This is a genomic window from Ewingella sp. C233, from assembly GCF_055407225.1.
Genome location: NZ_JBUZRI010000001.1, coordinates 180,679 through 203,123, shown reverse-complemented (window position 1 = coordinate 203,123; position 22,445 = coordinate 180,679). Strand labels below are relative to the sequence as shown.

The 22,445-nt window shown below is 52.5% G+C and carries 22 protein-coding genes and 1 other RNA gene; 11 read left to right on the top strand and 12 right to left on the bottom strand.

What is annotated here, in order from left to right; genetic code table 11:
- Positions 1-5: 5 nt before the first annotated feature.
- The 3 genes from acrB (at position 6) to ykgO (ending at position 3,697) form a co-directional block, all read left to right on the top strand.
- Complete coding sequence (acrB, locus tag ACZRKO_RS00990; protein WP_463735418.1) at positions 6-3,158, top strand: multidrug efflux RND transporter permease subunit AcrB; 3,153 nt, start codon at positions 6-8, stop codon at positions 3,156-3,158.
- A gap of 122 nt (positions 3,159-3,280) precedes the next feature.
- Complete coding sequence (locus ACZRKO_RS00985) at positions 3,281-3,535, top strand: type B 50S ribosomal protein L31 (protein WP_463735417.1); 255 nt, start codon at positions 3,281-3,283, stop codon at positions 3,533-3,535.
- 21 nt (positions 3,536-3,556) lie between these two features.
- A complete protein-coding gene (ykgO, locus tag ACZRKO_RS00980) occupies positions 3,557-3,697 on the top strand; it encodes a type B 50S ribosomal protein L36 (RefSeq protein ID WP_072009903.1) in 141 nt (46 codons plus the stop codon).
- Positions 3,698-3,820: 123 nt separating this feature from the next.
- Here ykgO and ACZRKO_RS00975 read toward each other — a convergent pair whose 3' ends face one another.
- The 3 genes from ACZRKO_RS00975 to ACZRKO_RS00965 are packed head-to-tail and all read right to left on the bottom strand — an operon-like array spanning position 3,821 to position 6,319.
- Positions 3,821-4,699, bottom strand: coding sequence for a metal ABC transporter substrate-binding protein (locus ACZRKO_RS00975; protein WP_463735416.1), 879 nt, complete (start codon positions 4,697-4,699; stop codon positions 3,821-3,823).
- Positions 4,700-4,724: 25 nt separating this feature from the next.
- The gene (locus tag ACZRKO_RS00970; RefSeq protein WP_463735415.1) at positions 4,725-5,582 is read right to left on the bottom strand and encodes a metal ABC transporter permease; all 858 of its coding nucleotides are present in this window, start codon (positions 5,580-5,582) and stop codon (positions 4,725-4,727) included.
- Positions 5,579-6,319 (bottom strand): metal ABC transporter ATP-binding protein, encoded by a 741-nt coding sequence (locus ACZRKO_RS00965; RefSeq protein WP_463735414.1) that lies wholly within the window; start codon positions 6,317-6,319, stop codon positions 5,579-5,581. The genes ACZRKO_RS00970 and ACZRKO_RS00965 overlap by 4 nt, the downstream gene beginning before the upstream one ends.
- Positions 6,320-6,724: 405 nt before the next feature.
- Here ACZRKO_RS00965 and ACZRKO_RS00960 point away from each other — a divergent pair, with 405 nt between their 5' ends.
- From ACZRKO_RS00960 to ACZRKO_RS00950, 3 genes are all read left to right on the top strand, one after another.
- Entirely contained in the window at positions 6,725-7,078 is a 354-nt protein-coding gene (locus ACZRKO_RS00960) for a hypothetical protein (protein ID WP_463735413.1), read from the top strand.
- Positions 7,079-7,320: 242 nt separating this feature from the next.
- On the top strand, positions 7,321-7,689 hold the full coding sequence (tomB, locus tag ACZRKO_RS00955) for an Hha toxicity modulator TomB (protein WP_463735412.1): 369 nt from the start codon (positions 7,321-7,323) through the stop codon (positions 7,687-7,689).
- Between the two features lie 47 nt (positions 7,690-7,736).
- Positions 7,737-7,940: an HHA domain-containing protein gene (locus ACZRKO_RS00950; protein ID WP_034792706.1), complete on the top strand. Its 204-nt coding sequence runs from the start codon at positions 7,737-7,739 to the stop codon at positions 7,938-7,940.
- Between the two features lie 92 nt (positions 7,941-8,032).
- On the opposite strand, the gene ACZRKO_RS00945 is transcribed toward ACZRKO_RS00950, so the two are convergent.
- Entirely contained in the window at positions 8,033-8,980 is a 948-nt protein-coding gene (locus tag ACZRKO_RS00945) for a LysR family transcriptional regulator (protein ID WP_463735411.1), read from the bottom strand.
- Between the two features lie 140 nt (positions 8,981-9,120).
- On the opposite strand from ACZRKO_RS00945, the gene ACZRKO_RS00940 reads away from it, so the two are divergent.
- On the top strand, positions 9,121-10,908 hold the full coding sequence (locus ACZRKO_RS00940; protein WP_463735410.1) for an adenine deaminase: 1,788 nt from the start codon (positions 9,121-9,123) through the stop codon (positions 10,906-10,908).
- Positions 10,909-10,989: 81 nt separating this feature from the next.
- Complete coding sequence (locus ACZRKO_RS00935) at positions 10,990-12,339, top strand: NCS2 family permease (protein ID WP_463735409.1); 1,350 nt, start codon at positions 10,990-10,992, stop codon at positions 12,337-12,339.
- A 109-nt stretch (positions 12,340-12,448) separates the two neighbouring features.
- Here ACZRKO_RS00935 and ffs read toward each other — a convergent pair.
- Positions 12,449-12,545: signal recognition particle sRNA small type (ffs, locus tag ACZRKO_RS00930), an RNA gene on the bottom strand.
- Between the two features lie 207 nt (positions 12,546-12,752).
- Here ffs and ACZRKO_RS00925 point away from each other — a divergent pair.
- The gene (locus ACZRKO_RS00925) at positions 12,753-13,067 is read left to right on the top strand and encodes an MGMT family protein (RefSeq protein ID WP_463735408.1); all 315 of its coding nucleotides are present in this window, start codon (positions 12,753-12,755) and stop codon (positions 13,065-13,067) included.
- A gap of 58 nt (positions 13,068-13,125) precedes the next feature.
- Here the strand turns inward: ACZRKO_RS00925 and ACZRKO_RS00920 are convergent, their stop codons facing one another.
- Entirely contained in the window at positions 13,126-13,716 is a 591-nt protein-coding gene (locus tag ACZRKO_RS00920; protein WP_463735407.1) for a YbaY family lipoprotein, read from the bottom strand.
- A gap of 252 nt (positions 13,717-13,968) precedes the next feature.
- Here ACZRKO_RS00920 and tesB point away from each other — a divergent pair, with 252 nt between their 5' ends.
- Positions 13,969-14,835, top strand: coding sequence for an acyl-CoA thioesterase II (tesB, locus tag ACZRKO_RS00915; protein ID WP_463735406.1), 867 nt, complete (start codon positions 13,969-13,971; stop codon positions 14,833-14,835).
- Positions 14,836-14,965: 130 nt separating this feature from the next.
- Here the strand turns inward: tesB and amtB are convergent, their stop codons facing one another.
- From amtB to ACZRKO_RS00885, 6 genes are all read right to left on the bottom strand, one after another.
- On the bottom strand, positions 14,966-16,255 hold the full coding sequence (gene amtB / locus ACZRKO_RS00910; RefSeq protein WP_463735405.1) for an ammonium transporter AmtB: 1,290 nt from the start codon (positions 16,253-16,255) through the stop codon (positions 14,966-14,968).
- A gap of 67 nt (positions 16,256-16,322) precedes the next feature.
- A complete protein-coding gene (gene glnK / locus ACZRKO_RS00905; RefSeq protein ID WP_009639071.1) occupies positions 16,323-16,661 on the bottom strand; it encodes a P-II family nitrogen regulator in 339 nt (112 codons plus the stop codon).
- 108 nt (positions 16,662-16,769) lie between these two features.
- A complete protein-coding gene (locus ACZRKO_RS00900) occupies positions 16,770-17,030 on the bottom strand; it encodes a hypothetical protein (RefSeq protein WP_463735404.1) in 261 nt (86 codons plus the stop codon).
- A complete protein-coding gene (locus tag ACZRKO_RS00895; RefSeq protein WP_463735403.1) occupies positions 17,002-18,786 on the bottom strand; it encodes a SmdB family multidrug efflux ABC transporter permease/ATP-binding protein in 1,785 nt (594 codons plus the stop codon). Before ACZRKO_RS00895 ends, ACZRKO_RS00900 begins: the two co-directional genes overlap by 29 nt.
- Entirely contained in the window at positions 18,779-20,566 is a 1,788-nt protein-coding gene (locus ACZRKO_RS00890; protein ID WP_463735402.1) for a SmdA family multidrug ABC transporter permease/ATP-binding protein, read from the bottom strand. Before ACZRKO_RS00890 ends, ACZRKO_RS00895 begins: the two co-directional genes overlap by 8 nt.
- A gap of 192 nt (positions 20,567-20,758) precedes the next feature.
- Positions 20,759-21,214 (bottom strand): Lrp/AsnC family transcriptional regulator, encoded by a 456-nt coding sequence (locus ACZRKO_RS00885; protein WP_463735401.1) that lies wholly within the window; start codon positions 21,212-21,214, stop codon positions 20,759-20,761.
- A gap of 121 nt (positions 21,215-21,335) precedes the next feature.
- On the opposite strand from ACZRKO_RS00885, the gene ACZRKO_RS00880 reads away from it, so the two are divergent.
- A complete protein-coding gene (locus tag ACZRKO_RS00880) occupies positions 21,336-22,379 on the top strand; it encodes a PLP-dependent cysteine synthase family protein (RefSeq protein WP_463735400.1) in 1,044 nt (347 codons plus the stop codon).
- Positions 22,380-22,445: the final 66 nt, after the last annotated feature.

Below are 22,445 nucleotides of genomic sequence, written 5' to 3'. Positions count from 1 at the left end.
AATTCATGGCTAAGTTTTTTATAGATCGCCCGATATTCGCCTGGGTTATCGCCATCATCATTATGTTGGCGGGCGGATTGGCAATCATGAGTTTGCCAATCGCACAGTATCCAACTGTTGCACCACCAGCTATCCAGCTGACTGCAACCTATCCGGGCGCTGATGCGCAAACGGTTCAGGATACCGTGACTCAGGTTATCGAACAGAACATGAACGGCATCGATAACATGATGTACATGTCCTCGACGAGTGACTCGTCGGGGACCGTTCAGATAACCATCACCTTTGCCTCCGGGACCGATGCGGATATCGCTCAGGTTCAGGTGCAGAACAAACTGCAGTTAGCAACGCCGTTGCTGCCGCAGGAAGTTCAGCAACAAGGTATTTCCGTTGAGAAATCAAGCAGCAGCTTCCTGATGGTTGCCGGCTTTATTTCCAACAATGGTTCAATGAACCAGGATGATATCGCCGACTACGTAGGTTCTAACATTAAAGACCCTATCAGCCGGACTAACGGTGTTGGCGACGTTCAGCTGTTTGGTGCTCAGTACGCAATGCGTATCTGGATGGACCCGAACAAACTGAACAATTACCAGCTAACGCCGGTTGATGTCATCAATGCGATTAAAATTCAGAACAACCAGATTGCTGCAGGCCAGCTCGGTGGTACTCCTCCGGTTCCAGGCCAGCAGTTGAACTCATCTATCGTGGCGCAGACACGTCTGAAGTCGACGGATGAATTCGGTAAAATCATTCTGAAAGTAAACACTGATGGTTCGCAAGTTCGCCTGAAAGATGTGGCGAAAATCGAACTGGGTGGTGAGAACTACGACGTAATTGCCCGCTATAACGGACAACCGGCATCAGGTTTGGGTATTAAACTGGCGACCGGTGCTAACGCCCTTGATACCGCAGCATCGGTCAAGGAGACGCTGGCTAAGCTGCAGCCATTCTTCCCGGCGGGCTTAGAAGTCGTTTACCCGTATGACACCACACCGTTTGTTAAAATCTCGATTAAAGAAGTAGGGAAAACGCTGTTTGAGGCCATCGTTCTGGTCTTCCTGGTTATGTTCCTGTTCCTGCAAAACTTCCGCGCTACGTTGATCCCAACGATTGCCGTGCCGGTGGTACTGTTGGGTACATTTGCAATCCTGGCCGCGTTTGGCTATTCGATAAACACCCTGACGATGTTCGGGATGGTGCTCGCGATAGGCTTGTTGGTGGATGATGCCATCGTGGTGGTAGAGAACGTTGAGCGTGTTATGGCCGAAGAGGGCCTGCCGCCAAAAGAAGCCACCAAGAAATCGATGGAACAGATCCAGGGTGCTCTGGTTGGTATTGCCATGGTGCTGTCAGCGGTATTTATCCCGATGGCATTCTTCGGTGGCTCTACCGGTGTTATCTACCGTCAGTTCTCCATTACAATCGTGTCCGCGATGGTGCTGTCAGTGCTGGTGGCGATGATCCTGACCCCGGCGTTGTGTGCCACCATGCTGAAACCGATTGCCAAGGGTGACCACGGCGAGAAAACAGGTTTCTTCGGCTGGTTTAACAAGAAATTTGACCAAAGTGCGCACCACTACACCGACAGCGTAGGCAACATTCTGCGCAGTACCGGTCGTTACTTGCTCATCTATCTGCTGATTGTTGTTGGGATGGCGTTGCTGTTTATCCGCCTCCCTACCTCCTTCCTGCCGGAAGAAGACCAGGGCGTATTCCTGACCATGGCGCAGTTGCCAGCAGGTGCGACTCAGGAACGTACGCAGAAAGTGCTCGATGAAGTCAGCCATTACTATCTGACCAAAGAGAAAGCTAACGTTAACTCTGTGTTTACGGTTAACGGCTTCGGTTTTGCAGGACGTGGCCAGAATACCGGCCTGGCGTTTATCAGTCTGAAAGACTGGGCAGACCGTCCGGGTGCTGAAAACAAAGTTCCGGCGATTGCGGGCCGTGCAATGCACGCGTTCAGCACCATCCAGGATGGTCTGGTCTTCCCGTTCAACTTGCCAGCGATTGTGGAATTGGGTACGGCGACAGGCTTTGACTTCGAGCTGATTGACCAGGCTAACCTTGGACATGACAAACTGACACAGGCGCGTAACCAACTGCTCGGCATGATTGCCCAGCATCCGGATTTGCTGTCTCAGGTTCGTCCAAACGGTCTGGAAGATACACCACAGTACAAAATCGAAATCGATCAGGAAAAAGCCACGGCGCTTGGCGTGTCAATTTCCGATATCAACACCACGTTAGGTGCATCGATTGGTGGTAGCTACGTCAATGACTTCATCGACCGCGGTCGTGTGAAGAAGGTCTACATTCAGGCCGACAGCCAGTTCCGTATGCTGCCAAAAGACATTAATAATCTCTATGTCCGTAACAGCACCGGCCAGATGGTTCCGTTCTCTGCGTTCTCAAGCGCAAAATGGGAATACGGTTCACCACGTCTGGAACGCTATAACGGTTTACCGTCAATGGAAATCCTCGGTCAGCCTTCACCAGGTAAGAGTAGTGGTGATGCGATGGCAATGATGGAATCCCTGGCCTCTAAACTGCCTAGCGGTATCGGCTACGACTGGACAGGTCTGTCCTATCAGGAACGTTTGTCTGGTAACCAGGCCCCTGCCCTGTATGCCATCTCCCTGATAGTGGTATTCCTCTGTCTGGCTGCACTGTATGAAAGCTGGTCAATACCGTTCTCGGTCATGTTGGTTGTTCCATTGGGTGTTGTGGGTGCGTTAATTGCGGCCACAATGCGTGGTCTGAGCAACGACGTTTACTTCCAGGTGGGCCTGTTGACCACCATCGGATTGTCGGCGAAAAACGCCATATTGATTGTAGAGTTCGCCAAAGACCTAATGGACAAAGAAGGTAAGGGTCTGATTGAGGCGACACTCGAAGCGGTTCGTATGCGTTTACGTCCGATTCTGATGACATCACTGGCATTCATCCTCGGTGTTATGCCGCTGGTTATCAGTAGTGGTGCCGGTTCAGGCGCACAGAACGCCGTAGGTACTGGCGTAATGGGCGGGATGATCACCGCAACGCTGCTGGCGATCTTCTTTGTTCCGGTCTTCTTCGTGGTGGTTCGTCGCCGCTTCGGTAAGAAGAACGTGGATATCGAACATACGCACGCACCAGAGCATCACAATCCGTAACGGATAGAGTCATCACCATGAAGGCCGCGCAAGCGGCCTTTTTTTTTGGCTGAAGGAGCTTGAACCTCAAATCGAAGCGGTGCATACTATTGTTATAGTATAACATAACAATTGAGGCTTATATGAAACCCGGCATCCATCCTGCTTATCGCACCGTGGTATTTCACGACACCAGCGCTGATGAATATTTCAAAGTCGGCTCGACCATCAAAACCGATCGCACGATTGAACTGGAAGGTCATACCTTCCCGTACATCACTATCGAAGTCTCCTCTGCCTCGCATCCGTATTACACCGGCAAGCAGAAAGAGTACTCAAAAGAAGGCAGTACCGCGCGCTTCAACCAGCGTTTCGGCAGCTTCCTGGGTAAAAAGTAAGACGTTTTGAGGGAGTGATTCATGCAGGTATTAAGTTCGTTACGTTCGGCGAAAAACCGCCATCCTGATTGTCGCGTCGTGCGCCGCAAAGGGCGGGTGTATGTGATTTGCAAAACGAATCCGCGCTTCAAAGCCGTACAAGGTAAGAAGAAAAAACGCTGATTGGCGGGAATGCTTTTGGGTTCCCTGATACTAAAAAAGCCCCGTCGCTTGCCCGACGGGGCTTTTATTTATGGCAGAAATGATGAAGACCTTTCCGCACTGAATACGGAAAGGAGGTAGTACTTACTTCATGCTGGCCGCGATGGACTCAACGTTGTGTTTGAATGCTTTCTCGTAGGTCGTCGCCGGGCCTTTCGGGCCAGACAATGCTTCCGGATAGAGTTCGCCACCGGCCTGAGCCCCCGTCGCTGCGGCGATCTGTTTCACTAAACGCGGATCGGTCTGATTCTCGATAAAGTAGGTTTTCACCTGCTCTTCTTTGATCTGTTTGATCAGTGATGCCACACCGCTGGCACTGGCTTCTGACTCAGTAGAGAACCCCACCGGGGCCATAAAGGTGACATTATACTCACGGCCAAAATAACCAAACGCGTCATGGCTGGTCAGCACTTTGCGTTTTGCCTGAGGAATACTGGCAAACTCTGATTTGGCCCACTCATCCAGCTTTTTGAGTTGCTCAATGTAGGCGCCACCCCGTTTACGGAAATAATCAGCATCCTCAGGATCGGCAGCAATCAGCGCATTCATCACGTTAGTCGCATAAATGACACCGTTCGCCATACTGTTCCAGGCGTGCGGGTCAGTGATTTCTTTACCGTCATCCACCATCTGGCGTGAGTCCACACCCTCTGATGCAGTAACCACTTTGCCTTTATAGCCGGAAGCAGAAACCAAACGGTCTATCCAGCCTTCCAGCCCCAGACCACTGACGAAAACAACGTCAGAAGCATTGATGGCTTTACTGTCCTTTGGCGCAGGCTCAAAGCTGTGCGGATCGCCGTCCGGACCGACCAGACTGGTGACTTTGACGTGCTCGCCGCCGACTTCGTGGACGATATCCCCTAAAATTGAAAAACTGGCCACAGCATTGACGGTTTTCGCCATGGCCAGTGGGCTCGACAGCAGGGCAGCTACTGCCAGAGCAACAGGTAAATGTTTCATCATTTCTCCTTTCTTGTGGTACTGCTTAACGGCGCGATGCGGTCAACATGCCGCCCCGCGTTCCAAATAATACTGATATAAAGAAAATAACGCTGGCGCTGAGAACAATCGCCGGTCCCGCAGGCAGCGAGGCATAGTAAGACCACACCAGACCCACTACGCTGCTGATGACGCCAATCACCATCGCGCTCAAAATCGTATGTGGCAGATCACGCGCCCAAAAACGCGCACTGGCGGCAGGTAACATCATCAGACCAACCGACATCAGCGTGCCCAAAATCTGGAAACCCGCGACCAGATTGATAACCACCAGCGCCAGAAATATTCCATGGATTGCAGCCAGCCACTTGCCAGCACTGACCCGCAGGAAAAGTGAGTCGAAAGATTCAATCACCAGAGCGCGGTAAACCGCTGCCAGCACCAACAGTGACACGCTGGTAATAATGCCGACCATGATGATCGCCGATGAGTCGATAGCCAGAATCGAACCAAAAAGCACATGCAGCAGATCGACACTTGAACCACGCAACGACACCAGCGTCACACCGAGCGCCAAAGAGCCCAGATAAAACCCGGCAAAGCTGGCATCCTCTTTCAACTGCGTCCGGCGGCTCACCAGTCCGGAAAGCATGGCAACCGCCAGACCGGCGATAAATCCACCGATTCCCATGGCGACCAGCGACATCCCGGAAATTAAATAGCCAATCGCCGCACCGGGTAATACCGCGTGCGATAAAGCGTCCCCAACCAGGCTCATACGGCGCAGCAACAAAAATACACCCAACGGGGTGGCACTGATAGAAAGCGCGAGGCAAGCAATCAGTGCGCGGCGCATAAAGCCGAATTCGATGAAAGGATCGGCAAGTAAATGGAAAAGCATCATGACGCAGTGACCCCGGCGGCAAGGCTAAAAGTCTCAGTGGAAACGCAGGCGTGCGTCCGGTTGGGGAAATGATTCAGTACGTGGTCGGTGGAACCCCAGATATTCCGTTCAGCGCTGAGATACAGAACCTGCGGAAAATGACGTGCTACCATCGAGATATCATGCAGAACGGCAATCACCGTTTTTCCTTCGCTGTGCCACTGAGCAATCACTTTCAGCAACAGCTCTATGGTTTGACTGTCGATGCCAGTGAAGGGTTCATCCAGCATGATCAGGGGTGCCTGCTGAATAAGCAGCCGGGCAAACAAGGTACGCTGCAATTGCCCGCCTGAAAGATCCCCGACCGGCGAATGCGCCATCGCAGTCATCCCAACGGTATCAAGTGCTTGAACCACCTGCCCTGCCGACTGGCGGCTGATGCCACCGAATAATCCGCTTTGCGGCCAGCATCCCATTGCTACCAAATCAAAAACGCTGATAGGAAATGCGCGATCCAATTCAGCCTGCTGGGGCAAATAAGCCATGCGCGGCCGCTTCGCGGCACTGCCTTCGCCAGCAAATAAGATGTCACCTGAGACCGGAGTCTGTAAGCCCGCCAGCGTTTTCAATAATGTGGATTTACCCGCGCCATTTGCGCCGATAATGGCCGTGAGCGAACCTGTAGCAAAGCAGCCGTCAACAGGCATCGCCACTGCACGTCGGTCGTAGCCGACAGAAAATTGTTTAACTGAAATCATGGCAATGAAATAGCCCAGTAAATACCGCCCCAGAGCATCGCCAGCAAAATGACAGCGACACCACAGCGGGCAAGTGCAGAGAGAGTAAATAACGTCTTGTGCATAGAAAGCCTCGATTATGTTATAATATAACATCACAATTTCGATTTTATTACAAGATACCAAGTTGTAATCTTTCATGTCTTTCAGTGCCTAGCAGGGTAAACAGTCTCCTTGGGGGCGATAAAGTGAGGCCTGGTCAACTAAATGTCATAAAAAGGTAATCAAATATGAATTCATCATAAAAAACATATAAATCATGGAGATAAAAACACGTTATAGGACAAAAAAAATCCCGACGCTGGACACATTCTCCGCGAAAATATGTAATAATATGATCAAGGCCATTTCAAAGAGGGGATCAGCATGAAGAAATTAATCCCTTATGAAAATGATGGGCAAGAAAAATCTGTCGCGTATTTACAGGGTGTTATTGAGAAGCAAATTTCAGTTATCGAAGACCTTTTGGTTGGCGATTTGAGTTATTACTCTGAAAATGCGCAATATACGCCGGATTCGTTACAGATAACGTCTATCGACTTAGTTGATAAAAGCGTTTATTCAATGAGTTATCAGTTTAAATGGACTATTTTCAACGGCTGTCTGGACATTAATGCGGAAGAATTTACGTCAGAAAAAGTGTCATTTAAAGTGAAAACCCATGCGTTAGAATTTGATATTATTGATACAGCGCGTTCTGCAATGGCGGACGAATTGTAAGATTGAGTAATCAGTTTGCGCAGTTTTAGTAAAATGAATTATATTTAAAATGTTGTCATCTTAATAAACCCTCTTTTCAAAGTGTGATTGTTAACTGTGTTTATTGATGTTGAGTAGCAGCAGATGTTTTAGTTTGTCGATCAATATATCTCGTAGTTTGCCGTTGTCCGTAAACCACCAAGTTTTGTTGTTTACTCACTGAGTGTTATCAACACCGAATAAGCCATTACGGAGGGGATGATATGGATGAGTACTCGCCTAAGCGACATGATATAGCGCAGTTGCGGTTCCTCAATGAAAATCTGTATGATGAGGGTATTGCAACGCTGGGGGACAGCCATCACGGCTGGGTTAATGACCCGACGTCCGCGGTCAATCTGCAACTTAATGAACTGATCGAACACATTGCGTCTTTCGTGATGAGTTTTAAAATAAAATATCCTGATGATAATCATCTGAGCGATCTGGTTGAAGAGTATCTGGATGATACCTACACCCTGTTCAGTAATTATGGAATTAACGATTCTGATTTACGTCAATGGCAAAAAACCAAAAAACGATTATTCGGAATATTCTCAGGTGAGTACGAGTGTACCCTGATAAAAACATAAGTAATACTTTACCCGTAGTATTTGAGATCAATAACGAAAAGGCCATGATGAACAAAATCGACTATTTGATGCGTTTAAGAAAATGCACCACAATTGATACACTTGAGCGCGTCATTGAAAAAAACAAGTACGAACTTTCAGACGATGAACTGGAGTTGTTTTACTCCGCAGCCGATCACCGCCTCGCAGAGCTGACGATGAATAAGCTTTACGACAAAGTCCCCGTTGCCGTTTGGAAATTCGTCCGTTAACGTTGTTCATAAATGTCTTCATTGGGCCGCTAATATTATCGGCCCAATGGTTATTATACGACCAAAACATTCCCGATCCTTAACTGTCCCTTTTATTGAAACTCCATTCCGCCTTTCTTAATTTTGTCCTGAAAAGTCTGCAATAAAAATTGAAAGCACTGTTCCGTTTGCGGCGATCGTAGAGGGGCGGGCTTGCGCATCATCGCAACCGTACGGCTGAGCGTAGGTTGTTGTAAATGAACAACCATTAATTCGTCATCATTTAGCGTTGCTGTATATAATTGCGGCAAAATAGCCAAAGCCAGTCGTGAACGCACTAACCCATAAAGCGTTTCCTGAAAATCGACGCGATAGCTGATATTCAGGTTAAGTTTGTGGCTCTCCATCAATGAAGCCACCAACCGGCTGACATTTCCCTTCAGGAATAGCGCAATGGGTCTTTGCGCCAACTGTCTCCAGGGTAAATTATGCGTTTCTGCTAATACGTCATCTTTACGCATCACCACAACAAAGGGATCTTCGAGCAGCGGATAAGCTGTCAGGCTGTCCGGAAAAGTGCTGTCGGTGGCACCAATGCCAAAGTCCAGCGAACCATTATCCAGCGCAATGAGCAGGGCATCATTGGTCAGGTCATGAAACTCAAGACGCAAAGCAGGAAAGTGTTCTGAAAGTAACTTCGGTACTGCAGGAAACAGTAGTGCACTAACCGAAGGCACTAAACCGATACGCAGCGTCCCGTCGCCGCCCTGTTGCACGATTTGCTGCATGTCCTCGAACGCGCTGTGGGCAACGTTCAGCAACCGCTCGGCATACGGCAATATCGCGGTTCCCAGTTCGGTTAATGTCACGGCTTGCGCGGTGCGGTTGACCAACTTCCCGCCCAATACGGACTCAATTTGCCGCAAGGCGCTGCTCAGCGCAGGCTGGCTGATTGCGAGTTTATTGGCGGTTTCTGTGAAACTGCGCAGCTGCGACAGCGTGACAAAATACTGTATTTGTTTGAGGGATAACGCAGGCAGTCGGCGCCAGGGGTCAGACATAGCTTCCGGGTATCCATTCGTAAATAAGTAAACGTTTGCTTAGCATAACCCCTTCTTATAGAGCGATAAAATAAATCATCTGTGCAAAGCCCCTTCCCCTGCCTACATTAGCCTGATGATTTCCCGCTATGGACCTTTTAATGAATCACTCTGCTCCAGCCTCTTCCCTGCGTCAGCGCGCCATAAAAGCAGCGTCAGGCAAAATTCCTTTTGACCGCCTGCTGCGCAACGCCCGCGTTATCGACATGGTGACCGGTGAGATTCGTGACGCAGATGTCGGCCTGATGGGCAGCATGATTGCCAGTGTGCATCCGTGCGGCGAATTTACTCAAACCGAAAATGTTGATGATCTCGCCGGCGCTTTGCTTTCACCAGGGCTTATCGATACCCACGTCCATATCGAAAGTTCGCATCTGCCGCCAGAGCGCTATGCAGAAATCGTCGTCGCCCAGGGCACGACGACTGTCTTCTGGGATCCTCACGAACTGGCTAATGTGCTGGGCGTGGACGGCGTGCGCTATGCGGTTGAGTCCAGCCGTAACCTGCCTCTGAGAGTCATTTGCGCGGCACCGTCCAGCGTGCCCTCCACGCCCGGACTGGAGATGTCCGGCGCTGACTTTACAGGTCAGGAGATGGAAACCATGCTCAGTTGGCCGGAAGTCGCGGGTGTGGCTGAAGTGATGGACATGCATGGCGTACTCAACGGCAGCGAACGTATGCTGGAGATCCTCGAGGCGGGTTTACGCAGTGGCAAATTAATTGAGGGCCATGCCCGTGGCCTGAAAGGCGCGGGGTTACAGGCTTATCTCGCCGCCGGCGTCACGTCCGATCACGAACTCACTTCGGCAGAGGATGCGCTGGAGAAACTGCGCGCCGGGCTGACCTTGCAAATTCGCGGCTCCCACCCTTATTTATTGGCGGACATTGTGGCGGCCCTGAATTCGCTTCCGCATCTTTCCTCGCAAATCACGCTCTGCACCGATGATGTCCCGCCCGACCATTTACTCGAAAAAGGCGGTTTAATCGCGCTGATTAAGCTGCTGATTTCCCACGGTCTGAAGGCAGAGGACGCCCTGCGCATGGCCACGTTTAATGCCGCATTGCGTATGCAGCGTGCAGATTTAGGGCTGATTGCCGCCGGACGAACGGCTGATCTCATTGTCTTTGACTCTCTGGACACACTTAATCCGCTGCGGGTTTATGTGTCGGGGGAGTGCGTTTCGCATAACGGCAAGATGCTCTTTAGCCCGAAAGCGGCCAGCGGCGTAGTTCCCCCGCGCAACACCATGCGGATCTCACCGCTGGTTGCTGGTGATTTTCAGCTACGAATTCCGGGCCTGAACAACGGCAAAGCGCGCCTGCATAACATTAAAGGCGCGCGCTTTACCCAATGGAGTGAAGTCACTGTAGACGTTCGTGACGGCATTGCGCAGATCCCCGCAGGTTTCAGCCTCATTTGGGTCAAGCACCGGCATGGCCGCCACGACGCCACGCCACGTATGGCGCTGCTGGAAGGCTGGGGCGAGCTACGCGGTGCAATTGCCACCTCCTATTCCCATGACTCCCACAACCTGGTGGTGCTGGGACGTAACCCGGCTGACATGGTACTGGCGGCAAATCAGCTTATTGCCAGCGGAGGCGGCATGGCACTCAGCCAAAATGGGGCATTACTGGCCCATGTGGCGATGCCGATTGCCGGTATGTTGTCCGATTTGCCCGCCGAACAGTTGGCAGAGCAGTTCAAAAACCTGCGTGAATTGAGCGCCAAAATAGCCGATTGGGAGCCGCCTTATCGGGTATTTAAAGCCATCGAAGGCACCTGTCTCGCCTGTAATGTCGGTCCGCACCTAACCGACTTAGGCCTGACCGATGGTGAACGGCGAGAAATTGTCGACCCTGTCCTCGAAATTTGGGAAGACCACGCATAACGCTCAGGCAAACCACGCCTTACCAAAGTGATAGCCAATACAACATCATAATAAACAGAATGTTCCGGGGAGTTTTTTATCATGACTGACAGTTCCATTAAAAACATTGCCACGACCAGTGACAAAAGCTGGCTTGAGCGACGCTTTAAACTGCGTGAGCGCGGAACGCGGGTTAAAACTGAGTGTCTGGCCGGTATCACCGGATTTCTGGCGGCAGCCTATTTATTAGTGGTGATCCCCGGCCTGCTGGCTGTTGGTGGTATCGATAAAGGGGCAGCGACTACCGGCGTCATTGTGGTCTTTGTACTTGGCACCTTACTGATGGCGTTCTATGCCAACTTACCGTTTATGGTGGGTCCCGGTATTGGCGGTTCCGTTCTGGTGGGGATCACTCTCGCGGGCGATGGCATCAGCTGGCCCGTCGCGCTGGGTATCGCCTGCTGGTCGGGTATTTTGTTTTTCGTGATGACCGTCTTTGGTCTGCGCGAAGTGGTAACGCGCTCAGTCCCTCAGTCGATTAAGTTGGGGCTAACAGCTTCTATTGGCATTTTCGTGGCGCTGCTGGGTTTTCGCAATGCCGGTCTGGTGCTGGCGAATGCCAAAACCCATGCGCTGGCGTTAGGTGATTTCACCGCACCGGGTGCACTGATTGCCCTGTTGGGCTTACTCATTGCGGTCGGTTTGCAGGCGCGGAAAATTCCGGGGGCTATCCTGTGGGCCATACTCTTATCTACGCTGGTCGGTATTCCGTTTGGCGTTACCCACCTGCCGCCACAGTGGTTTTCTCTGCCCTATTCACTTGCCCCTCTGTTTGGAAAAGTTGACCTGATTGGCGCCATCAACATTGCCTTCCTGCCGTTCCTGTTCATTTTCTTTGCTTCGGAATTTTTCTCCACCATGGGCACGACGCTGGCGGTCGGCGGTGAAGCCGGTCTGCTCGATGAGCAAGGCAATATGCAACATATCAACCGCCCGTTTATGGTGGATTCTATCGCCGCCGCACTCGGGCCGATTGTGGGTATTCCTGCCGCCACCGCGTTGATTGAGTCAGCAGCGGCGGCTGAAGCGGGAGGGAAAACCGGGCTTACCGCGCTGTCAGCGGCGGTGATGTTCCTGCTGATGCTGCTGCTTACCCCCATTGCGCTGATGATCCCGAAAGAGGCGACCGCTCCTGCGTTAATCCTTATCGGCCTGAATATGTTCAGCGGTCTGCGCAAGGTCGATTTAGCGAACTTCACCGAGGGTTTACCCGTATTGATGATGGTGATGATCACGCTGATCGCCAACAGTTTCGGTACCGGTATTGCCGGTGGCCTGCTGTTTTACATCATCATTAAAGTGGTGGCGGGCAAAGCACGTGAGGTGCCGCTGGGGCTGTATATTTTGGCTATTCCGCTGGCGTACTATTTTACAACGCTGGTGCATCACTAAAAGTCTGAACGGCAACGAAAATAGGGTGCGATGATCGTGCCCTTTTTTATGGGCGCAGAAAAAATGACAGAGGAGGTAAAGAAAAGAGGTAGAGCGGAAATGGTGGAGGCCCTGCCAGCTACATCCCGGCACACACGACGCCTGCTGCGGCTGCTTCCTTCCGGACCTGACCGAGTTAACAAGTTAGTGTTGCGGGAGAACCAACAGGGCCCCCATTGTCATTACTGGCTCCACATCTACACATGCGGGAAGTGAAGCGGACTGCATTATCAGGGATGGGCGTCCCAAAAGCAAGGTAACCGCCGACGACCGTTGCTTTCTTATACAATCCCCCGCAGCCTGCAGGCGGCTAAGAAACTTTATGAAATCAGGGTTTACGGCATAATGGGCCTATCTATACGCAGGAGCCAATCATGTCGGAAACGCAAACAGATACTTTTCGCCAACGCGTCTATCAGATTATCGCGGCCATTCCGCCCGGACAGGTCACCACATACGGCAACGTGGCACAACTGGCCGGTTCCCCGCGTGCCGCGCGTCAGGTGGGTGGCGTACTGCGAAAACTCCCTGAGGGCAGCTCACTGCCCTGGCATCGGGTAATTAATCGCCACGGTGAGATCTCCCAGCAAGGTGAAGATTTTAAACGTCAGCGTCAGGTGCTGCTCTCGGAAGGGATCATGTTTGAGAACGGACGTATTGATCTGGAAAAATATGGCTGGAAATGGTGACAGCGCCCATAAAAAAACACCGCCGTAGCGGTGTTTTTTAGCGCTGCCTCAATCCTGATTAATACATTGGCTGAGTGGGCGCCGGGTTTACCGGAGCCGGAGCGGGCGCGTTGGGTGAAGCTTCAAGGCCCGGGTTGTTCGGGTTGCTCATCGGCCCTAACGCAGCCGGTTTCGTTGTCACCGGCACCGAAGCGACAGGCACTAACTGCAGATCAGCTCGTGTACCTTGGCCGCGGTTGACGACTTCTTTCACAGAATCGGTGATAAAGGTCATCTGACCATTCACCGTCACCGCCGCACTCAGGATCACGCGGGCATTGGGCGAAATATCCTGAGGATTGTATGGCAGAATAAAGGTAAATGGCGCTTGTTTGCCGCCGGTACGCGCGACTTTCTGCGCAATCACGCGGGATGGCGCATCCGCCAGCGAGGCATCCGACATCGTGACAGTCAGCACCGCATCAGGCGGCAATGCAATTCGCTGAGAGATATTCACGGTACCAGACACATTCGGACCAGTGATGGCCGGGCCTGACGGGCTGGCCGAGGTATTGGCAGGTGCTTCCTGCGCGGGTGTAGTGTGCTGCGATGCGCAACCGGCCAGTGTGAGAGACAGCGCGGTTCCACCTACAATCTGCCAAAGTTTCATTGATCGTTCTCCTTTTTATTTTCGCTTGTCGACAAGCTCTAATAAACGCCGACTATGAGCAGTGGCTTTAACCACCTTACGCATTAATCATGGCACAAAAATCTGGTTCCTGCCTCCCGACCGCCAAATTCAGCTTCTGGACTTGGTTTTTTTCTACTATTATGAATGAGATAACTCACCGCTCCTCTTGCTGCTGATGCTTTTATCGGAGTTTTCCGATCAGCCAGGAGACCAACTTTCATGAGGCCACCTATGAGTCAGGCACTGCAAAACTTACTGGATCTGCTGGATCTGGAAAAAATCGAAGAAGGGTTGTTTCGTGGTCAGAGTGAAGATCTGGGCCTGCGCCAGGTTTTTGGTGGTCAGGTTGTCGGGCAGGCGCTGTATGCTGCGAAACAAACCGTGCCGAGCGACCGTGGGATCCACTCCTTCCACAGCTATTTTTTACGTCCCGGCGACAGCAGCAAACCGATAATTTATGACGTGGAGATCCTGCGCGACGGCAACAGTTTCAGCGCTCGCCGTGTCAAAGCGGTACAAAATGGCAAACCGATTTTCTATATGACCGCCTCGTTCCAAAGCCAGGAAGAGGGCTTTGAGCATCAGAACACCATGCCAGATGTGCCACCGCCGGAGTCGCTGGTGTCTGAATCGGATATCGCCAAAAGTCTGGCGCATCTGATACCGGAGAAAGTGCGTGAGAAATTCATCGGCCAGAAGCCCATCGAAATGCGTCCGGTGAAATTCCATAATCCGCTTAAAGGCAGTGTCGAAGAACCAACCCGCGCCGTCTGGTTCCGTGCGAATGGCACCATGCCGGATGACCTGCGCATTCACCAATACCTGCTGGGTTACGCCTCTGACTTCAACTTTCTGCCAACCGCGCTGCAACCCCATGGGATTGGCTTCCTTGAGCCGGGTATGCAGGTCGCCACTATCGATCACTCGATGTGGTTCCACCGCCCTTTCCGGCTGGATGACTGGCTGCTGTATGCCGTGGAAAGTACCTCAGCGTCCGGCGCTCGCGGTTTTGTACGCGGTCAGTTCTATACCCGCGATGGCGTGCTGGTTGCCTCCACGGTGCAGGAAGGAGTTATCCGCAAGAGAACGCCGGAATAACTGAAAGGGCTAAGTAAAAGAAAAGGGGCGCTACCTGATGGTATCGCCCCTTTTGCATTCATCATTATTGTTATATTTTACTCATCAAACAGTTAGCGCACTACTTTCTCTGAATCTTACTTCTGTTCTATTACTGGTTGTAAGCGTTCTCGCCGTGGCTGTTGACGTCCAGACCTTCGCGTTCCTGTTCTTCCGGAACACGCAGACCGACCAGCATATCCGCCACTTTGTAAGCGATGAAGGCCACAACGCCAGACCATACCAACGTAACACCCACGCTCAACAGTTGAATCCAAACCTGATGGCCCATGGTCACGCCTTCTGCGTAGCCTACGCCGCCCAGAGAGCTCGAAGTGAACACGCCGGTCAAAATACAACCCACAATGCCGCACACGCCGTGCACACCGAAGACGTCACAGGTGTCATCGACTTTAAGCCATTTCTTCAGGGTAACGACACCCCACAGACCCGCTACGCCGCCGACCAAACCGATAACTAACGCACCACCCACGCCGACCGTACCGCATGCCGGAGTAATAGCAACCAGACCGGCGATAGCCCCTGAGCTTGCACCCAGCAATGAAGGTTTACCGCGTACCATCCACTCAACGAAGGTCCAGGAGAGGATAGCGCCCGCTGTTGCCATGACGGTATTCAGGAAGGCCAGCGCCGCGATGGAACTTGCTGCACTCGCTGAACCGGCGTTGAAACCAAACCAGCCCACATACAGAATCGACGCCCCCGTAAAGACCATTGGCAGGTTGTGTGGTTTGAACGCTTCTTTACCGAAACCAGCACGTTTACCCACCAGATAAGCCCCCACCAGACCCGCGATAGCGGCGTTGATGTGAACCACTGTACCGCCGGCAAAGTCCAGCGCGCCGTCAGCGGCCAGGAAACCACCCGCCCAAACCATGTGTGCGATGGGCAGATAAGAGAACGTCAGCCAAATCACAGTGAAAATCAGTACCGCCGCGAAACGCACACGTTCTGCCAGACCACCGACCACCAGAGCCACGGTAATACAAGCGAATGAACACTGGAAGGCCACGTGGATCATCTGCGAGAAGGTCCCGGTGACGGAATCCAGGCCAATGCCTTTAAGCATCGCATTACCGAAACCACCGAAGAAAGCATTACCTTCGCTGAAAGCCAGGCTGTAGCCATAGAGCATCCACAGAACGCAGACCAGAGCAAAGGTGACGATGACCTGAGTCAGCATCGACAATACGTTTTTAGAACGCAGCAGGCCGCCGTAGAACAGGGCCACGCCAGGAACGGTCATAAACAGCACCAATGCGGTACAAATCATCATAAAGGCGTTATCAGCACCGTTAGCTACCGCAGGCGCAGCGGCCATGGCGAGTGATGGCAGCATGGCTACCGCACCGAGCCCCATCATCGAAAGAAGTTTTTTCATTATTAACCCACCCCTGTTTCTCTAAGCTGTTGTTCTAAAATTATGTTCTAACGCCATGAGCCGGAAATTACAGTGCTGCTTCGTCGGTTTCGCCGGTACGGATGCGAATAACGCGTTGCAATTCAGCAACAAAAATTTTGCCATCACCGATCTTGCCGGTGTAGGCCGCTTTGCTGATCACGTCGATCACTTCATCAAGCTGATCGTCGGCAATCGCAATATCGATTTTGACTTTTGGCAGGAAATTAACGCTGTACTCTGCGCCACGATACAACTCAGCGTGTCCCTTCTGACGACCGAAACCTTTAACTTCGGTCACGGTCAGCCCTTGAATTCCTACAGCAGACAGCGCTTCGCGCACGTCTTCCAGCTTGAAAGGTTTGATCACCACAGTAACCAGCTTCATTTTGCCACTCCTCGAATTAAGAGCTTGTCGCGAGGGAATTCGCGCCCGATACGCAAGGATTAAAGCAAAGGCTGTGCCAGAGTTGTATTCGGGATGGGATTAGTTCGTTTACCGCAGGGTAACGCCACTTTTGCAATATTCGTGACGTGGGACACAGTTGTCGCAGACATATTGCCCCGCAGAGTCCGCACCATAAAAGTGCGGCACGCTATTTTTCAGTGCAACGAAGAAGCGGGCAGAAAAGGAGTGCCAGATGATGGTGCGCAGATGGCGAAACAGGGGAAGAAATACGGAGAAGCTGAAAAAAGAAGCCGCGATAAACGCGGCTTTTGCAGTGTCTTCAGCTGTTCTCAGTGACCGGTAATTCATGCTGGCCGCAAGCCAGCTCTTCCCCCACCAACTGCAACTGATACATTTGATAATAGCGGCCTTTTTCGGCCAGAAGCTGATGATGGCTACCCTGTTCAACCGCCTGACCACGATGCAGAACCAGAATATTGTCAGCATCGACAATGGTCGATAAGCGGTGTGCTATTACGACCAGCGTGGTTTGCTGGCGAATAGCGCGAAGTGCCCGCTGAATCGCCTGCTCAGTGCCTGAGTCAATATTGGCGGTTGCCTCGTCAAGGATCAGAATCTCGGGCGCTTGCACCAGAACGCGTGCCATCGCCAGTAATTGCTTCTGCCCCACCGACAGATTATTTCCCTGCTCGCCCAGGCGGGTATAAACACCGTCTGGCATCGCACGAACCAGCGGCGCAAGCTGGACGGTTTCCAGTGCATGCCAGACCTGCTCTTCGTCAATGTCACGCCCCAAGGTCACGTTGGCATACACCGACTCGGCCAACACCACCGGATCCTGCTGAACCATGGCGATGCCCTTTCTCAGGTTGGTGTGCGAAAGCTCAGAGATCAAGCGTCCGTCGACCCGGATCTCGCCCTGGGTGATCGGGTAGTAACCCATCAGCAAATTCGCCAGCGTACTTTTTCCGCTGCCGGTGTGCCCCACCAGCGCCGCAAACCCACGCGACGGGACATCCATGGAGATATTCTCCAGTACCCATTTGTCCGTACGGTAAGCGAAACTGAGATCACGGATAGAAATTGCCCCGCTGGTCAGCGGCTTCACATCTTCGCCATATTGCTGCTGCGTACGGTCCATCAGGTCAAAGATGCGCTCACCGGCTACGATCGCCTGTTGGAAAATTGACTGCTGCGAAGTCAGCGCAATCAGCGGCTCATTCAGACGCCCCAGATAGTTGATGAAGGCGTACAGAACACCCACGCCAATCGTGCCTTCAGCGCTGAATCCGAACAGCAGCAACAGACCGCACAAAATAAGCGACGAGAACAGACTCAGCAGCGGGCGTAACAGAAAGCCTTCCAGCTTAAGCGTCTGCATACGGGCAAAATAGTGCGACTGGCTGGCTTTAGCCAGACGTTCACCAAAGCGTTTCTGCTGGCGGAATTGCTGAATCACGCCCATGCCGTTGATCACTTCATTGAAGCCGTCATTGATGTCTGCCAGATAGCTGCGTACCCGGCGCACCACCGGTGTGCTGTAGACCTGATAGATTGCCATCACGATAAACACCGCAGGGAAAATGCAGATAGCGATGGACGCCAGCCGCCAGTCGAGGCTGTACATCGCGATCAACATTGCACCGATCAGCGCGATACTGCGCAGCACCGTCGACACCACCGTGACATAAAGATCGCGAATCACCTCAGTGTCATTAGTGACGCGTGAGATCAACTGCCCGACCGGTTGGGTATCAAAGGCGCTGAGAGGCTGACGCAGTGCTGCATCCATCACGTCGGTTCTCAGCCGCTGTACCACGCCTACCGCAGCGCGGTTAAACAGCAGTGCCTGAAAATAGTGCAATCCGGCCGCCAGAAATTGCAGAAAAATAAAAGTAATCGCCAGCAGGCTGACCATGCCGAGCGGCAACTCCCCTTTCGCCACGTAGTGGTCGATAAAGAAGCTGATAAGGATTGGCCCCAGCACTTCGGCGGCCGCCGCCACCCAGAGCATAACCACGGCAATCGACAAGGGCTTGCGGTAGGCCTTGCCATAACTGAGCAATCTTTTGAGCGTCGGCCAACTTTTCTGAATTTTAATCATGTTTAATGTCTACCAAAACCTGTGGCAACTCATCTGCCGGAACATCATCCAGGGCGGCTTCCAACTGCTGATAACGGTACATATCGCGATACCAGCCCGGTTGTGACGACAACTGGTTGTGATCGCCACGCTGAGCTACCGTGCCACTGTTGAACACCAGAATTTCGCTGGCTTCGGTCAGCGCCGACAAACGGTGCGCGCTGATGATCACGGTGCGATCGCTGCCCCACTGGCGCAGGTTGTGCAGGATCTGATGCTCGGTGCGGCCATCAACCGCTGATAACGCGTCATCAAGCACTAAAATTTCGGCCTGCAGCAACAGTGCGCGGGCAATCGAGATACGTTGTTTCTGACCACCGGAAAGCATCACGCCACGTTCACCGACTTCCGTTTCATAGCCTTGCGGCAGGCGCAGAATATCATCGTGAACACTGGCAAGACGGGCGGCTTCCTCGATGTCTTGTTGAGTAGCCTCTGGGCGGCCGAGGGCAATATTTTGCGCTACGGTGTCAGAAAACAGGAACGGCGTCTGGCTGACAACGGCCATGCGCCCGCGCCAGTCATCGAGTTTGATCGCTGTCAGGGACAAGCCGTGGTAAATGATATCGCCTTGCGTGACGTCAAACTGACGCTGGATAAGCCCCAGAAGCGTACTCTTGCCGGATCCCGTCGGCCCGCACAGGCCCAGCATCTGGCCGGGGCGCAGCAGGAAGTTCACCGCGTGCAACGCAGGCTGGCTGTTTTCCGGATAGTGGAAGTCATCAATGCGTACTTCCAGATTGGCGCGTCCGGCAGGCAGCGGCGTGTCACCGTCCACCACGCTTGGGGCTTCCTGCAATAAACTGCGGATCCGGCTGTAAGCCGCGCTGCCGCGCTCAACAATATTGAACATCCATGCCAGTGCCAGCATCGGCCAGATCATCAGGCCGAGGTACATAACAAAACTGGTTAGTTGCCCGAGCGTTAGGTGGCCGTTAACCACCATCCAGCTACCACCGCCGATCGCCAGCAGGTTAGCCATACCAATGGCGACATAAATCGTCGGGTCGAAACGGGCATCCACGCGCGCGACGCGCATGTTTTTAACGCCAGTATCAGCAGCAACGTCAGCAAACTGTGAGGACTGATGATTCTCCAGACCAAAGGCTTTGATCATGCGGATACTGGTCAGGCTTTCCTGTGCCTGATCATTGAGCGAGGAGAACGCCGCCTGCGCGGTTTTAAAACGCTGATGCAGTTGGTCGCCATAGCGTTTAATCACAATAGCCATGATGGGCATCGGCACCAGCGAGAGCAGGGTCAGCTCCCAGCTGATTTGGGTCGCCATGACGATCAGAACAGCCAGTCCCATCACCATCGAATCCACCAGCGTCAGCACACCTTCCCCCGCGGCAAAAACCACGCGGTCTACGTCGTTGGTGGCGCGGGCAATCAGATCACCGGTACGGTGGCGCAGATAAAATGCAGGATGCTGGCGGCTGAGCTGCTTAAAGAAATTTTGACGCAGCTCTACGGCCAGTTGGTATGAGGCACCGAACAACAGGACGCGCCAAACGTAGCGTAGTAAATACACCACAATGGCCGTGGCGAGCATCAGCCCCAGCCAGGCGAATAAGACTTTTGAGGTCATCTGTTTTGAGGTCACGCCGTCAATGATGATCCCCACCAGTTTTGGCGGCAGTAACTGCAAAATAGCAATCACGATCAGCAGCGCGACAGCACCGAGGTAACGCCGCCATTCGCGGCGGAAATACCAGCCTAATTGAGCAAACAATCTCACGCAGATTTATCCATTTATTGATGACCAACGCATTGGCCTTCGAAAACCCAGAATGATTTTTATTATCGAACTGCGCTCAGAATAACATTGTTAACATGCCATTCTGATGAAACTTTTTGCTGAAACATGCCATGCAACGCAGCCCCCACCGACAGGGTAAGGATGCCGGTCCGATGTGAATGAAGAAACGTTTTATAACGGCAGTGCCGTAGTGGATTTAATCCGCTCCATCGCAAAGCTGGACGTGACGTCAATCAGACCCGGTACCCCATTGACCAGTCGCTTGTAAAAGTTGTCGTAGCTCTTCATGTCGGCCACCTGCACCTGCAACAAATAGTCGTATTCGCCAGCCATGCGGTAAAAACTCAACACCTCGGGTAAGGCCGCGACCTGATCGACGAAATTCTGATACCAGTCGCTGCTGTGGTGCTGAGTTTTTATCAGCACGAAGGCCGTCAGGCTCAGCCCCAGCTTTTCGTTATCCAGCAGGGCCACCCGTCCGCGAATAATACCCTCATCTTCCAGCCGCTTAAGGCGTTTCCAGCAAGGCGTTGTGGTCAGATTTACCGCCTCTGCCAGCACGGTGATTGGCTGAGTGCAATCTTCCTGCAACATCGCCAGCAGCTTTCGGTCAATTTTATCTACCACTCTGCCTCTTTAGAGAAAAATTTTCTCTTATCATCACCATTAATGGACTAAAGAGTAACTTATTTCTCCGCCAAATACGTTAACCTACGCACAATCGAAATCCTTTCTGACGGACTGCAACATGACCAATGCCTGGGTAACTCATGCCATCAAAGAAATTGACGCGGATTTCCAGCGTTCTGCCGACACCCACCTGATGCGCCTCAGCCTTGCAGATTTCCCCGGCATTGCGCTCTATCTGAAAGATGAAAGCACCCATCCGTCTGGCAGCCTCAAGCACCGCCTGGCGCGTTCGCTGTTTTTGTACGGGTTGTGCAATGGCTGGATCCGTGAGAACACACCGATCATTGAAGCCTCATCGGGCAGTACCGCCATTTCCGAAGCCTATTTTGCCCGGCTGCTCGGTCTGCCGTTTATTGCCGTGATGCCCTCTTGCACTGCACCGCGCAAGATCCAGCAGATTGAGTTTTATGGCGGCCGCTGCCACTTCGTCGAAAATTCAGGCCAGATTTATGCCGCCTCTGAGCAACTGGCGCGCGAAATGAACGGCCACTACATGGATCAGTTCACCTACGCAGAGCGCGCAACCGACTGGCGCGGCAACAATAATATTGCCGACAGTATTTTTCGCCAGATGTCTCTTGAACCGAATCCAGTACCGCGTTATCTGGTCATGAGCGCCGGAACCGGTGGTACATCGGCGACACTTGGCCGCTATATCCGTTATCAGGGGTATCAGACCGAACTGGTGGTGGTTGACCCGGAAAACTCGGTGTTTTATGACTATTTCCAGCAGCGTGATCCGTCAGTGACCGCTCAGTGCAGCAGTAAAATAGAGGGTATCGGCCGCCCGCGCGCCGAACCGTCATTTATTCCGAGTGTGATCGACAGCATGATCCGCGTACCCGATGCCGCCAGCATTGCCACACTGCGCTGGCTTGAAGGCATTCTGGGCCGCAAGGTCGGTGGTTCAACCGGCACCAATGTCTGGGGTGCGCTCGAGTTAGCGAAGCAGATGCGCCAGAAAGGCGAAACCGGATCGATTGTCACGTTGTTGTGCGACAGTGGTGAACGCTATCTGAACACCTATTTTAACGACGACTGGGTCACAGCGAATATCGGCGATATCAGCCACTACAGTGAACAATTGGCCAGCGTGCGCTGATTGCACCATCAGATGTAAAAAAGGCGGCCAGAGCCGCCTTTTCATTTCATTCCATCCTGCTACTTC